The sequence below is a fragment of the Shewanella sp. KT0246 genome (genome assembly GCF_019654955.1).
Taxonomy (GTDB): domain Bacteria; phylum Pseudomonadota; class Gammaproteobacteria; order Enterobacterales; family Shewanellaceae; genus Shewanella; species Shewanella goraebulensis.
Map to the genome: position 1 here is coordinate 17877 of NZ_BPEV01000006.1, position 14651 is coordinate 32527.

9 protein-coding genes are annotated in these 14651 nt (G+C 40.7%); all 9 read right to left on the reverse strand.

Going from position 1 to position 14651, the window contains the following annotated elements:
• Positions 1-41 precede the first annotated feature (41 nt).
• The 9 genes from K5Q58_RS04275 to K5Q58_RS04315 all read right to left on the reverse strand — a co-directional run bounded on the left by K5Q58_RS04275 (position 42) and on the right by K5Q58_RS04315 (position 14485).
• Positions 42-1286 carry a dicarboxylate/amino acid:cation symporter gene (locus K5Q58_RS04275; RefSeq protein WP_220752641.1) on the reverse strand — a complete coding sequence of 415 codons (1245 nt, stop codon included), beginning with the start codon at positions 1284-1286 and terminating at the stop codon, positions 42-44.
• Between the two features lie 608 nt (positions 1287-1894).
• Entirely contained in the window at positions 1895-3115 is a 1221-nt protein-coding gene (locus K5Q58_RS04280; protein WP_220752642.1) for a phosphoenolpyruvate carboxylase, read from the reverse strand.
• Positions 3112-3726 (reverse strand): hypothetical protein, encoded by a 615-nt coding sequence (locus K5Q58_RS04285; RefSeq protein ID WP_220752725.1) that lies wholly within the window; start codon positions 3724-3726, stop codon positions 3112-3114. Before K5Q58_RS04285 ends, K5Q58_RS04280 begins: the two co-directional genes overlap by 4 nt.
• Positions 3727-3818: 92 nt before the next feature.
• Complete coding sequence (locus K5Q58_RS04290) at positions 3819-7493, reverse strand: ATP-binding protein (RefSeq protein ID WP_220752643.1); 3675 nt, start codon at positions 7491-7493, stop codon at positions 3819-3821.
• A 407-nt stretch (positions 7494-7900) separates the two neighbouring features.
• Complete coding sequence (locus tag K5Q58_RS04295) at positions 7901-9520, reverse strand: methyl-accepting chemotaxis protein (RefSeq protein ID WP_220752644.1); 1620 nt, start codon at positions 9518-9520, stop codon at positions 7901-7903.
• A gap of 189 nt (positions 9521-9709) precedes the next feature.
• On the reverse strand, positions 9710-10822 hold the full coding sequence (locus tag K5Q58_RS04300; RefSeq protein ID WP_220752645.1) for a GGDEF domain-containing protein: 1113 nt from the start codon (positions 10820-10822) through the stop codon (positions 9710-9712).
• Positions 10823-11098: 276 nt separating this feature from the next.
• Complete coding sequence (gene ahpF / locus K5Q58_RS04305) at positions 11099-12700, reverse strand: alkyl hydroperoxide reductase subunit F (protein WP_220752646.1); 1602 nt, start codon at positions 12698-12700, stop codon at positions 11099-11101.
• A gap of 188 nt (positions 12701-12888) precedes the next feature.
• Positions 12889-13458 (reverse strand): alkyl hydroperoxide reductase subunit C, encoded by a 570-nt coding sequence (ahpC, locus tag K5Q58_RS04310; RefSeq protein ID WP_153912646.1) that lies wholly within the window; start codon positions 13456-13458, stop codon positions 12889-12891.
• Between the two features lie 283 nt (positions 13459-13741).
• Entirely contained in the window at positions 13742-14485 is a 744-nt protein-coding gene (locus K5Q58_RS04315) for a spermidine synthase (RefSeq protein WP_220752647.1), read from the reverse strand.
• Positions 14486-14651: the final 166 nt, after the last annotated feature.

Below are 14651 nucleotides of genomic sequence, written 5' to 3' on the forward strand. Positions count from 1 at the left end.
AGGCCTGCAAATGCAGACCTCTTTTCAGTTGTTTATAAAGCTTATGCTTTTTCAGCATCTAATTGATGCGGCTTCTCAGTTTGATCAACGATAGTTAATACCGCGGTATCACCCACTACGTTACATGAAGTCAGTACCATATCAATGATACGGTCAAGAGCAGCAACAATCGCAAAGGCTTCAACAGGTAAGCCCATCTGATGGATAAGCACACCAATCATTACCATCCCGCCACCTGGAACGCCACCAGCGCCCACTGACAGTAAAAACACACTGAACAATAATGCTGGGATTTGCTCACCACTGATTGGCATACCAAAGGCATTCGCCACAAAGAAAATCGCGATAGTAATATAAATCGATACGCCGCCCATATTCATCGTTGCACCAAGCGGAACACCAAAACCAGCTACGGCACGATTAACACCAAGCTTGTCAGTTAAGGTTCGCATAGTGACCGGAATCGTGGCATTTGAACTGGCAGTTGAAAGCGAGAACAAGATTTGCTCGCGGGTTTTTTCACGGAACTGCTTGGCAGTCACTTGAGTAAAGAAGCTGACTGCATATGGGTAAACCACAAAAATCCACACTAATAACAAACCAAGGATCAGCAGCAGATACTGCACAACACTGAAGAAGATTTCAGGCTCTAAAGTGGCACCTAATTTAAACATCAGGGCGAATACACCGATTGGCGCAAGACTCATGACCACTGTAATAAGGCGCATCATAATCACATTAGCAGTTTGAAAACCTTTAACCGCTCCCTTAGCCACTTCACCTAATGACTTAATCACACCACCAAGTAATAACGCCATGAAAATCACTTGCAGCATATTGCCTGAAGTAAAGGCAGAGAATGGATTATTCGGCACGATATTAACGATTAAAGTCATTAAGTTAGGCAATTCAGTCGCGGTAATTGCAACATCAACATTGCTAGACATGTCGACGCCTTTACCTGGCTCAATCAGCATTGCAACAGCGAAAGCGGCAGTCATAGCGACTAAAGTGTTGATAATGTAAAAGCTAAATGTTTTTCCACCTAGACGACCAAAGCTTTTTAAATCTTGAAGTTCGCACACACCACAAACAATACTGACAAATACTAACGGCACCACTAGCATCATGATCATATTAACGAACATTTTGCCTATGCCGGAGGCGGCTTCAACCAAAGTACCCGAAAAGAACGCCACGTCATTTAGCGCAAATTGAACAATGCTACCCAGTAGCACCCCTAAGAATAACCCGATAAAAATTCGAGTTGATAATGATTTAGTCATGATTGTTGTATTCCTAGTTCAAGCCGACTTCAGAAAGCATACGCTTAAAAACGACAAAAAATTTGTTTTAATTATTTTTAACGACAAGGATACTGAAACAAGATGCAACATATTTCAATGTTAGAGATCAATAAGTTGCCAGTCACTTTGAAAGGGGATATTTACAGCTAACCTTAACCAGCTGATTTTAAACAACTTACCCTTGAAATATAACTTTAACTCTCCAAACCTAGCTTTGAAAGCTAAAACACATCCTCATAACAGATAAATATACCAATCAAAAAACTTATAGCAGTGAATTTATCTAATTCAATGAACAATATTTCAGCTTGATACCAGTCAAAACTATTCGAGTAACATATATGGCTAAATCAATTTAATCTAGACGTTACAATATCACTCAACAAGCACAACTGAGTCGCAACAACATTCAGCGTTACCGTTACATCCATATTCTTCAATCACATTCCTATCTAGCTAGATCGCGCTTTAAATCTGCTTTTTGAAAATAAACCTAAGGATTGAAGCCAATAAAAAAGCAGCTGAATTAACTCAGCTGCTTTTTTATTTGATATCGAATGACTCTACTATAGCTAACTCGAACTTGTTTAAGCTAACCAAAGCTCCACATCATGGATCATAAAGTTACCATTATAGACAGGATCTGGCTCACCAATCGGTTCTAATTCAAAATAAGCTTTATGCTCATCAGGCAGGCCTTCATAGCCACCAATCACTTGATATAGCCAGTTTTCAGCCGCCCAATCCAGTTTATTCGCTTGCAAGTATTCCAATGCAGATTGACGCACGCCAGAATCTATTACTTCACAGAAGTACTGATCAACCGCTAATTTGAGTGGGTTGTCCGGTATATCAAAGTCTTCAACCTCGCTCATAGTCATTTCAACATTTTGCTCACGTACTTTTGCAGGCAGCAGATCGCGACTAATGGCTTTAATTTTCGATACCGTATCCAGTAAAATCAGCTCATGTTCACTGTTACTCACATCAACACTAGCAGGTTTGATTATGGCTTCAGCGCAATTGAACAGGTTAGGCACATACTTATGAGCTACATGATTATCAGGCTGGTAATCTGGATGTAAATCAGTGTGCAGTAAGAAACCTTTTAGCAATCTCGTTCGGCCTTGAATTTGTCTAAAGCGACCCAGTAATTCAAGTAACCTGCCCTGCACAGCACTGATCTCTTGAGTGCATTGGCTCAACGTTTCTTGCAAACTGGTCACAAGCAATCTTCTGAGTTCGCGAATATCACCAGCGATTTCACTTAACTCGCTAAACTGGAACATTTCCAGTCCGTTTAATAACTCAGAAACTTGGCTTTGCGCTAACTCATTCTCGCGAATTTTAGCGCTAATACTGCCCACGTAACCAAATTCATTATTGATCCGGCTCCACAACACCCTAATGGAATAACGTAGGCTATCGGTAAAGCTATAAACATGCTCACTTAAATCAGCCAAGTAAGCTTCAGCTGCGCCATAATCAATATTATGGCGGGCTTCTTTATAATGATCAGCTAAGGTTTTAATAGTGCTAAACGCCGAACCAACATTGGCATCAATCTGACGATTACGCTCATCACTCAAGGCCTCTTCAAGTAAGGCTCGAACAGATCGTTTTAGGCGTAGCTCTTCATCGGGCTCAGGTCGCCATAAGATGCCACTTTTTTTAAGTTTCTCAATCACTGCAGCATCATGAGTCAGCTCATTTACCGATCCTGCTAGATAGGCATCCATAACCACATCAGCATGACGACTAAGCTGCTTGAGCAGCTTAACCCCGGCTTGATGTAAATTATTACTCATACTAAATCCCTTTGAGTGGCCGTTTCTGCTTGCGCTTCAAGACTTAAGCCTTCTGTCTCATCGATAAAGCGAATCACTTCATATAAGTAATCAAGCTTACCTGTGGCGATGTAAATTTGTTTTTCGCTATTCGGTTTTACTAAGTACCCCAGTTCAACCAAACGCTTAAAGACTAGCTTAATCTGATTATCGACATTGCTACTGGTTGATCCAAATAAGCGATACTGACTAAGTTTGGCCAATTGCTCCATAAAAGCGGGCGTATCTTCTATTCGGGCTTGCAGCTCAGTTAAGCGAATTGGCGCTCCTTCACTTAAAGGGGCATCTTGACCACTGCTTTCTTGCACCAGCACAAGCCATTCCACTAGCGGAATTAATGCCGAGCAAATATCTTTAAACTGGCTCGAAATAACTTTCTTTTCTTGCTCGCCTAACTGCAGGTATCCGCAAAAGAACACATCGCCTTCCGCTGCTGACGAAATTGTACGATTGATTTGATTAAGATATTGCTCAACTTTCTCAAATGTTTGACTGTTTTTAAGTGCACGCCAACCATCTTCATTGGTCGTGCGGCAAATAAACTCACCTCGAAGTAACTGCTCGATAAGCATGCCTGTGCCCACTAATGTAGTTTCAGAAGACGAACTAAATTCAGAAGATGCTTTAGTACCTGAAGAGAAGGCTGTTTGGTTTGATTCAGACATTAGATTGCCTCCTTAGTAGCACGTTGACTTAAGCGTTCAGCCAAAGGGTTACTCTTAGGTTTTACCACTTGCAGTTTACGGGTTTGCTTATTAATGATGTAGCGGTTAGCAAACAGGTTAAGTACTTCTGATTCAGGGTTCGGGAATGCGCCCAATACACTAATATTGTTATTCACACAGGCATCAAAAATCTTCTTCACATTGGTGTGGTGCAAGGTGCCTAACTCATCAATAGGCCAATGAATAGTCACATCAGCTTTTCCACGTAATAAACGGGTAAATGCCAATAAGAACTTACACAAAATTAAGTAAGCCATACCATGACTTGACGACTCATTAAGTTGTCTATCGGTACGAATAATCAAATCGCTATTACCTTCTTTTAGACGCAGTTCAATTTCCAATAACTTAGCAATGCCACCGGATAATGCTGAACGGCCAATAATATCTAAGGCCCGTCGCATGCTTGAGGTGTAATGCTCATCAGGTAATTGGCTAAAGCCATCTGCTTTCCACTGTTTAAAGGCTTTTACAAACACTTCAAGCTCAGGCCAGAACTCAAGCTCACTGATCCGCGAACGAATTCTGACGGCTGATTCAGAAACACCATCGAGGAATAACTCCTCACCTACTTCACGGGTAATGCGCGCACTTTGTGAAGCAATACGGCGATCGATATCGGCTAGTACGTCATAGTAAGCAGTCAAATCAATACCGAAAATCCGTCCTTGCTCGCGAATCGCCATTAACGATTGCGGCACCATGACATTTAATAATTGCTCAAGTTGCGGCACAAGCTTGCGATAATCTAATAAGCGGATGCCTTTGTCATTGGTAAAGCTTGACTCATCACGAGCACGCTCCCAAAACTCAGCTAAACTTGAACCAGACTTGCTAGCGATGACCGAGTCAAAGTGTTCAACATACTGCTTTACAGAACCCAGCAAATAATCACGCTGTAAAAGTAGCTCTTCACCTTGGCGTAAACGCTCGCCAATACTACCGTCGGCTTCATCTTTGCTTTTTGGTAATTTAAGCTCTGCCAGTTTACGCATTACTGCACGTAATTTGGTGAGATTTTCTGAGGCATCAACTTGTGCTGCATCAGATGCTTTCTTCTTTGTTTCAAGTACCAGTTTACGTTGCTTAACATCGGCGGTTTTATTTGCAAGTTGTTGCTCTAATTCAAGCGCAGCTTGCTTAACCTTTGATAAGTCAGTTTGCAGCTTAGGCTTAGTAATAAGCCAAGCATTTTGATACCAATGATCATAACGTAATACGTCACTGCGACGTTTTTCAGCATTACTGATTTGAGTTTCTAATTCTCGAATTTTGCCTTTAAGCGCAACAATAGCCGCTTCATCAACACCACGGGATTTAAGCTCATTTTTATACCAAGTGTCACACGCTTTTTGTTCTTGCTTAGCATTACTGCGACGTGTTTCTATATTGGCTTTTATTTGCCCTAATTGATTATCAAGCGCGCCAACCACATCTTGCCAATAAGCATTCTTCTCCATTCTCGCTTCAAGGGCTTGCTCTTTTTGCTCACTCAACCATTCGAGGTGATGATTGTGTTGTTGCTTTAACTCAGTTTCAAGTTGCACTAGGCGTTTACCCGCATGGGCTTTTCTGTCTGCTAGCGCTTGATTTATTTGATTTTGTGTACTGCGCTTTTCATCAAATAAACGGCGTACATCTTCACGACTATTTTTATAAGCCGTACGCGCGAAAGTCAGCTCTTTATTGAGATTATCTAGCTCATCATTAATCGCAACCAGTTGATCTTCGTGCTCAGTTTTTAACTCTTCAGCTTGGGCTAACGCTTCTTCCGCTTTAGTTAGGCGCAAACGCAAGTCCTGCTCTGAAGCAGCGTAATCAGGGACATCAATCGCTTTTAAATCAAGACCGATGCCAAATAAAGCATCATCACTATTGCCAGCAACATTAGGGTGTAAGTCAGTGCGATGGAGTAATTCTGGCGCAATCACCTTACCAAAACTTTGCTCCCAGCCTGGAGACTCTTTACGAAGAAACTCCAGCAAGGTATGGGATTGTGGGAATAAGATGCCTTTTACATCATCTACGTCACTCAAGCGTTCGTTAACGCGTACACTGGCAATGCGCAGCGCTTCACTTACTTGGTCACGCTTAGCACGGAGTTTACGTTCATCAATTGATAAGCGATCGACTTTTTGATTGCAGACTTCTTGCTCTTCATCTGCGCGGCTAATGCGCTCATCAAAAATCGCTAATGTGGTTTTCTCTTCCTCGGTATAAGTTACGCCATCCACTTGGTGGCTTAGCTCACCGCGAGTTAATTTAAGTTGATACTCTTGCTCAGCAAATGTCGCTTTGCCTGCATCGGTTTTCTCACGCCACAAATGTTCTAATTTGGCTAAGTCATCTGCTGATGCTTCACGTTGTGCATCTCGGTTTTCACGCAGTTCATCTTGCTCTTCGTGGAGCGATTCAAGTTCTCGGTGCAACTGCTCAGCAATTTTACTTCGGCGTGTGCTGTAAGCTGCTTCAATATCCTGATGTTTCTCAGTTTGCAGTTTGTGGCGTTCGGTTAAATTCTCTAAGTCACTACGCCAGTTATCTAGGCTATCTAAATCTGCTTTGGCTTGTTCGATATTTGAATTTAAAAAGCCTTCATATTGATCTTCAATAGCATCTAAATCAGCTTCAAATTTACGTGTATCACCTTGAGCAAACGATAGCTCTTGGCTGATTTCATCGCGGGCTTCTTTCCACTCTTCATCTAACATGCGCAGTTGTAAGCTGGCGTCTTTAGACTCGTTTTGACTTAACTCTTGTCTTTCAGCCTCAAAGGTTTCATCCGCGCGATAACCTTTGGCTAAACTGCCTAAACGAAGTTCAGCACTGAGTAATTGATTAAACTCTTGCTCTAGCTTTTCAAACTCTGGGCGAATTTGTTCAAAACCTTGTACTAACTGGCTTTCACGGATCCAACTCTCAACCCGTTGAGGGTTTAAACGAGAAGTCGGTGGATTAACGCCATCTTCTTCTAAAATCGCCGCCACCATCGATTTTACTGTTTCCATCTTTCCTTCTTTGGAATGCACCGCTTTAGCGAGTTTTTCAATATGACGTAGTGAGTATTCGCTATCACATAATGAGAATTGATGCCCATAAGTGCGCAGTTCGCCTTTATTGCCGCCTGTGGTGAGTAAGCTACGGTCATGTTGAATAATGGCGCGGTACTCGCGAGTATTTAATAAATTGGTGTGAATGACTTGGGCGCGTTTCATTTCACGGCCAAGCTCCGCCATGGTATGACAAATAATTGTGTCGCCATTACGTGTTTTTACGTAATCATCAAGATCAAAACCTTTAGCAATAAAGCGGTAATTTACCCCTTTGCCATCTCCAGCTGACGCCATTACCGCTTGATATAACTTGCCATCACTCTTTTTATATTCGTAAATGATGTAGCTTGAATCATGGGGAAGATACCAACGCTCAAAACTATCACGTGTTGAAGGTACAACCCGACTTGGGTACTCGCCATAAAAAACAGGAACAAGACGTTGAAGTGTTGTTTTACCTGAGGCATTGGTACCACAAATATTGGTATGTCCATCGAGTTGCAGTTCAACGACACCCGGAAGATGGGTATTAATTAACACGATTCTTATCAAGCTTGGCATTGGGATCCTTTTACGCACTGTCTGCGAAAGCCAAAACGGTAATACACGTTTGGTATGAGCTATTTTCTTATGGCTTTTTATTGATTATTTTTAGTTACGGGTAATAAGTTAAATCAAAGCGATGAATGAAGCAATTTCACTGTTTATATAGTTTGAGATAATACGCTAACACAGTGAAAAGAACCGCTTAACAAAGCAGCAGTTGATAAAGCTTAGGGAAAGTTTTTAATAACTTTAAGCGTTACTAGACACCAAATATCAATTCAGATTCATTTATTGTTGAATTAAAAACAGCCATAAAAAAACCACCCTAAGGTGGTTTTATACAAGGCCAAATAGCTATTAACTCGAGCTGACTTTTAGTTAGAACCCAATATTGACTGAGTGAGTTTTTAGCTTAAGCTAACTTATAGCTTGAATTGCGAAGTGGCATTTTGCAGTTCATCAGAAAAATCGAGTAACCCATCAGATACATCTTGCACTTCTGCCAAAATATCTAAGGTTTGTACAAATGAAGCATTCATTTCTACCACGTTATTACTCACCTGTGCAGCAACTGCGGATTGCTGCTCAGTCGCCGCAGCTATGTGGGTGTTCATGGTATTAATATTAACGATTTGCTCTTGAATAGACTTAAGTACATCCCCTGTTTCGCGGGCATGTTTTTCGTTATCTGATGCTTTACCAATTGCCACATCCATGGTGCTAACCGAAGACTCAGCCGCCACTTTTAAGCGCGATAATACTTCTCTAATTTCTTTTGTCGCGTCAGCTGTTTTTGATGCAAGTGCTCTCACTTCGTCAGCAACAACCGCAAAACCTCGACCTTGTTCTCCTGCCCGTGCAGCTTCAATTGCGGCATTTAATGCAAGTAAGTTAGTTTGCTCAGCAATGGAGGTGATGACATTCAAAATAGAATTAACACTTTCAGTATCTTTAGCAAGTTCATTGATCGATTCAGACGCTACTTCAATTTCAGCATTCAATTCTTGAGAAATATTAATTGTGCTTGCAACCACAGCTAAACCGTTGGTAGCTTCTTGCTCCGCGCTGTCGGCTGCTTCTGCAGCTTGTTGGGCACTTTGGGAAATTTCATTAACTGATAAACCCATTTCTTCCATTGAATGCTGCACAGCTTTAGCGTCCAAGCTTTGTTTTTCAGTCGCTTGTGTGGCAATACCCATGCGTTCTTTTAATGATTCTGCACTTTGTAATAACGGCGCCGTCACACTCACCACTTGCTGAATAGCATCAGCAAGAAGACGTAAAAAACGATTAAAGTTAGTTGATACTTGGCCCAGCTCATCACGACCTGTGACATCGAGCTGATGACGTAAATCACCTTTACCATCAGCCAGCTCGCCCAAGGAATTAGCAAGGTGGCCTGCAGAGCCACTTAATGATTTAGCAATAGAAATGGTCGCAATTGCCATGAGTAATAACAGCACTAATCCAATCGATAATGTCAGCACTAAACTGCTTTCAGCGCGGCTTACAGACTCTTGAATGGTATTATTAAATTCGGCGACTTTGTCGGTTTGGTAGCGTTGAACGCCGATCATTAACTTGTCGTAAACTTGAGTTTTACTCGTGATAATCTCGCCAATCTTGCTCATATCAAGACTGTTATCAATCATACCTTTGGCAAGATCGTAGGTAATATCGTTGTATTCGCTTAGTTCGCGATTAAGCGTCGATAGATTGGCTGACTGCTCGCTGTCAATCCCCGATAAGCTATTAAGGTTTTTCTTTAATGACTCAAATGTTTTATTGGCATTTTCGATTAGGTCTTCATCAGCAAACGATACCGCTTGCGTATAAAGTTCATCAAGACGCTGTACATAAATCACATTTTGGTTTGCTAGCTCAACACGTTGAGAAACCTTGTCCTGCATGAAGGTCATCGTATCGTTGTTTTTATTAATTGATACGATACTGATGGTTAAGTTAACCGCAAAAATGATCACTGATAATACGAATATCAGTCCGATCTTCTTAAAAATAGACATATTGCTGAACCAATTCATTTATTGCCCCCAAAAGCATTCAAAAAAGGAAAACGAGACCTTTAATACACGTATATTTTTAACAGCATCGACTTTAAGTAAAATTAAGATGGTGTATTGCGCTGTTTGTTGAGAGAAACGCGTAAATCCTTTTAATCAGGCATTAACCTAAATACGTTACAATTTGTATATCGGCTATATAACGAAGAACTAAAGTGCGAAAGCAATATTATTTCTGCTTTTTGCTTTAACCTCATACAGTTTATCATCAGCTTGTTTCACTAATTGCTCAACTGTCATTCCTTTACGCCATTGCGAGACACCTTGAGATACGGTGACAAACTCACTAGCAAGCGAGTCCGGGTGTTTAAATCCTAATTGGTTTAATTTGATTTTAATCTTATGCGCCACATCTACCGCGCCAGCAATATCAGTTTCTGGCAGCAAAACAATAAACTCTTCACCACCATAGCGGGCACATACATCTCTTGGTCTTTTAATCAGGCCCTTTAGTAATTTAGCCAATTCCACTAAGCACTCATCACCCCGTTGATGCCCTAAGTGGTCGTTAAGTTTTTTAAAGTAATCTATGTCCATGAGAATAATCGACATTGGTTGAGCTGTTCGCTCTGAATGTTGAATTTCTTTTTTCAGCATCATATCGAAGTAGCGTCGATTACTCATTTTGGTCAGCCCATCAGTTAACGCAAGTTGATTGAGTTCTTCAAGTAATCGCTGATTCTCGACATCTTTAAAAACGGCTTTACGGAACCACTTCTCCATTACTTGTTGACCGGAAATAACCACACCTGCAAAGCAAAGCATCTTTACAACAGGGAAAAATAACTCTTCTGAGTAAAAAAACCTCAAAATAGCCATATAACTTGCCATAAAAAAAACAGATAACAGTAAAATACCGCGTTTTGGAAATAAGGCCACAGACAGTGAAAAGATTAATAAGTGTAGTATCGCTTCGACTCGATTTTCAGCCGCAATCCCTTGCATAACCAGCATATTACAAACCGTCAACCAGCATAGGACTAGAGCAAAAATGTATCTGTAGTAACGGTTGAAGTTTCCAACATCAGGTTTTTCTGCTTGTAAGAAGTTATGTACTGAGCCATAAAAAGAGACACCAACTAACGGCAAAATACTGAGCGTAGTAAACATCAAATCTTGATTGGGGTTATTGTATAATTTGGCGAAAAATGTCACTAATCCTAAAACAAAACTCAATATACTTATCCAACGACACCCTTTGGCAAGGTATTGCTGTGTTTCAATATGTAATTGGTGTTCAAATGTTGGAGTCGGCTTGAGCATTTAGCGCTTTTAGTTGAACTGTTATCTATTGATTATAACGATTATTTAACTAATTGTGACATGAAAAGTGAGTTTAATTCACTCAGCTTACAACTATTTTGAAATCCGACTTTTGATTTAGCTGAGTCACTTTTAAAATTGAAAATAAAAAAGCAGCTAACCTAGGCTTTATATTTGCAGAATATACATGCTGAGTATTCGAACTAAATATATAGGTTAACTGCTAGATGATTTGAGGTTCACCTTCAATTTACTTGGCTAAGCAGCCCTTTAACTTTAAGCTGCAACAACCTGCGCAGAAGTAGTCTCAGTTAGTTGCTCAGTTACTTGCTCAGTTTCGCTATGACGAATTAAGTAATCAAATGCGCCTAATGAAGCCGTTGCACCGCTTCCCATCGCGATTATAATTTGCTTATAAGCTGAATTAGTGACATCTCCTGCAGCAAACACACCTGGAATTGACGTTTGACCTTTGGCATCGACAATAATTTCACCGCGGCCAGTTAACTCAACAGTATCAGTTAACCATTCAGTGTTTGGTACTAAACCTATTTGAACAAATATACCTGCAAGTTCAACATCATGAGATTCATTCGTTTTACGATCAGTGTATCTAAGCCCAGTGACACGTTTACCGTCACCCACCACTTCAGTGGTCATAGCTTGGGTAATAATATCAATATTACCCATTGAGTGTGCCTTACGCTGTAATACTTCGTCTGCACGTAATGTGGTATCAAATTCTAGTACCGTTACATGCTCTACAATATTGGCTAAATCAATAGCCGCCTCGATACCTGAATTACCACCACCGATGACAGCAACTCGCTTTCCTTTAAATAAAGGACCATCACAATGTGGGCAATAGGCAACACCGCTGCCACGATATTCTTGCTCACCAGGAACATTCATTTCACGCCAGCGTGCACCTGTAGCCAGTAATACTGTTTTACTTGATAATTTAGCACCGCTTTCAAGTTCCAATTCAAATAGGCCGCCATCTTTTAATGACAAGGCTCGCTGGTTATCCATGATATCAACATCATAGTCTTTAACGTGGGCTTCTAAATTGGCCACAAGTTTTGGCCCTTCAGTTTTTGATACTGAAATAAAGTTTTCAATCCCAACGGTCTCAGCGACTTGACCACCAAACTTATCAGCAACAATACCAGTTCTAAGTCCTTTACGTGCTGCATAAATTGCTGCAGATGCGCCCGCTGGGCCGCCGCCTACGACAAGTACATCAAAAGCTTCTTTGTTGTTGATTTGCTCGGCTTTTCTAGCCACAGCATTAATATCGAGCTTATTTAAAATTTCAACAACACTGATAGCCCCAACAGAGAACGGTTCACCATTCATGTATACGCTAGGAACTGACATGATATTGCGGTCATTCACTTCATCTTGAAATAACGCACCGTCAATCATCACGTTAGTAATATTTGGATTAATCGCTGCCATCATATTTAATGCCTGAACCACTTCAGGACAGGTTTGGCAGCTAAGCGAAACGTAAGTTTCGAAATGGAACTCACCCGGCAGTGATTTAATTTGTTCGATGACTTCGTCAGCTAATTTAATCGGGTGACCACCAGAGTGAAGTAATGCAAGCACTAGAGAAGTAAATTCGTGCCCCATTGGTAAACCTGCAAAGGTAATGTTTGAGCCATTTTGCGGATTTAGAATATTCATCGACGGCGTTCTAACCGACGTTTGCTGCTTAAAACTGACTAGCGTTGATAATCCTTCAACATCTTTTGCAAGCGATAATAACTCTTGAGATTTGGCACTTTCATCTGCTGACACGACAAGTTCAACTGGGCGCTTGAGGTTTTGCAGATAGGTGTTCAGTTGATTTTTAATATTCGTATCTAACATAGGTGTGCTCCTAGAAAATAAATGATTGAGCAAAAAAATATCAACCTTAGAGAGTTAAACTCGGTGATGAATCGAGTAAAACCAGAGGGAGGTCTAAGGTTGATTGGAGATGATTTGAAACAGTTTTGGTGAATCTATTGAACATGGCTCACTCACGATGATGAGATGAATGAGCCATGAATCTTTTGTTAGATTTTACCAACTAAGTCAATTGATGGAGCAAGTGTTTCTTCACCTGGCTGCCATGCTGCTGGACATACTTCGCCATCATGAGATGCAACGTACTGAGCTGCTTGAATTTTACGTACTAGCTCAGATGCGCTACGACCAATACCTAGGTCATGAATTTCAGCAACTTTAACTTCACCTTCTGGGTTCATTACGAATGTACCGCGAAGTGCTAGACCGTCTTCCTCAATCATCACACCGAAATTACGAGTGATTGCGCCAGTTGGGTCACCAATCATTGGGTAGTTAATTTTACCGATAGTGTCTGAACTTGCATGCCATGCTTTGTGAGTGAAGTGAGTGTCAGTTGATACTGAGTAAACTTCAACGCCCATTTCTTGAAGCTTAGCGTAATGGTCAGCCATATCGCCTAATTCAGTTGGACAAACAAAAGTGAAATCAGCTGGGTAAAAGAATACCACTGACCATTTGCCTAAAAGGTCTTGCTCAGTCACAGGTACAAATTCGCCATTGTGAAATGCAGTTGCTGAGAATGGCTTGATTGTAGAATTGATAATTGATTGAGTCATTGTGTTACTCCGATATATTTAATTAAGTGTTTAGCTGTATCCGTTTGATGGAATAGATAATAGCGATAACTTAGAATTAAATATAACGGGTAAAAACTATCACCCTAATCGGTTTTTTAGAAAGTTTATTTTGAATAATGAAATACTATCGAATTTTCCGATAACACATAGTCTGTTTTAAGCTTTGGTAATAGACAACAAAGAAGGTAAGCCATGCTGCTAACACTAAATACTTAACAGAGAACTACTGTTAAAGCCTGAAGTCCTCGTAAAATCGGTATTGTTATTCCCATTGAGTGAATCGAGTTAAAGATCGTGAAACTGAGTAATCTAACTGCTGGGATAGCTGTTGTAACTGTTGTTTATTCGTTGCGGCGCTAAATGACTGAGGCTGCTTACTTGCGTAAATCACCCAATTACCGCCTCCTGTAAGTGTTGCGTATACATTTGCAAAGTGCTGAGATAGCGTTTGCTTTAGGAGCTCACTTTTGCTGTGCTCCTTCCAGCAATTAAGCACTAAAAAGCCATCAGCTTTTAACCCTTTGTGGCAGTTTTCAATAAACTCTGTGGTCAGTTGTTTTTCGTCAACGCCTTGCTCTATGTACATATCCGCAAAAATAACATCTACTCTTTTGTGCTCAGCATTAGCAAGAAAATCTCCACCATCTTGATGCACGATATTGAGTTTTTTCCCTATCGGCAGTTGAAAGTAACGTTTAGATATTTCAATAACACCTTTTCGAAGCTCAACCGCGGTCAACTTAATAGCTGCATCATAACGGCGCAGAGCGTGCACTAAGCCACCACCGCCTAAGCCTAAAATGATCGCACTTTTAGGTTTAGAAAATAGCAGCACTGCTAGCATTGCTTGAATATATGTATGTTGGGGAACATGAGGCTGAGCTTTGAGGATTTTACTTTGCTCGTCATTATCACCAAATGACAAAATCCTAAACTCGTTATCTTCTAATACGAAAATAGGACCAATATCGTCACTGACATGGTGTAACTGCTGATAATCTGACATTTGCTTAGCTCTGCTTATTCATCTTTGTCGAACGTAATCATAGATAGATGAATGAAATTTGGCTGGCTAGTTTACAGGATAATGAATAACTCACACTAGTGAGCTGCAAATCTTGCTACTTTAAACAAAAAATCGCCCAAACAGGCTAACCATCATGCCAGTTTGA

What these genes read in the sequence shown, in the direction of transcription:
- K5Q58_RS04275 (WP_220752641.1), bottom strand. Translation starts at nt 1,286, where the DNA reads ATGACTAAATCATTATCAACTCGAATTTTTATCGGGTTATTCTTAGGG.
- K5Q58_RS04280 (WP_220752642.1), bottom strand. Translation starts at nt 3,115, where the DNA reads ATGAGTAATAATTTACATCAAGCCGGGGTTAAGCTGCTCAAGCAGCTT.
- K5Q58_RS04285 (WP_220752725.1), bottom strand. Translation starts at nt 3,726, where the DNA reads ATGCTTATCGAGCAGTTACTTCGAGGTGAGTTTATTTGCCGCACGACC.
- K5Q58_RS04290 (WP_220752643.1), bottom strand. Translation starts at nt 7,493, where the DNA reads ATGCCAAGCTTGATAAGAATCGTGTTAATTAATACCCATCTTCCGGGT.
- K5Q58_RS04295 (WP_220752644.1), bottom strand. Translation starts at nt 9,520, where the DNA reads ATGAATTGGTTCAGCAATATGTCTATTTTTAAGAAGATCGGACTGATA.
- K5Q58_RS04300 (WP_220752645.1), bottom strand. Translation starts at nt 10,822, where the DNA reads ATGCTCAAGCCGACTCCAACATTTGAACACCAATTACATATTGAAACA.
- ahpF (WP_220752646.1), bottom strand. Translation starts at nt 12,700, where the DNA reads ATGTTAGATACGAATATTAAAAATCAACTGAACACCTATCTGCAAAAC.
- ahpC (WP_153912646.1), bottom strand. Translation starts at nt 13,458, where the DNA reads ATGACTCAATCAATTATCAATTCTACAATCAAGCCATTCTCAGCAACT.
- K5Q58_RS04315 (WP_220752647.1), bottom strand. Translation starts at nt 14,485, where the DNA reads ATGTCAGATTATCAGCAGTTACACCATGTCAGTGACGATATTGGTCCT.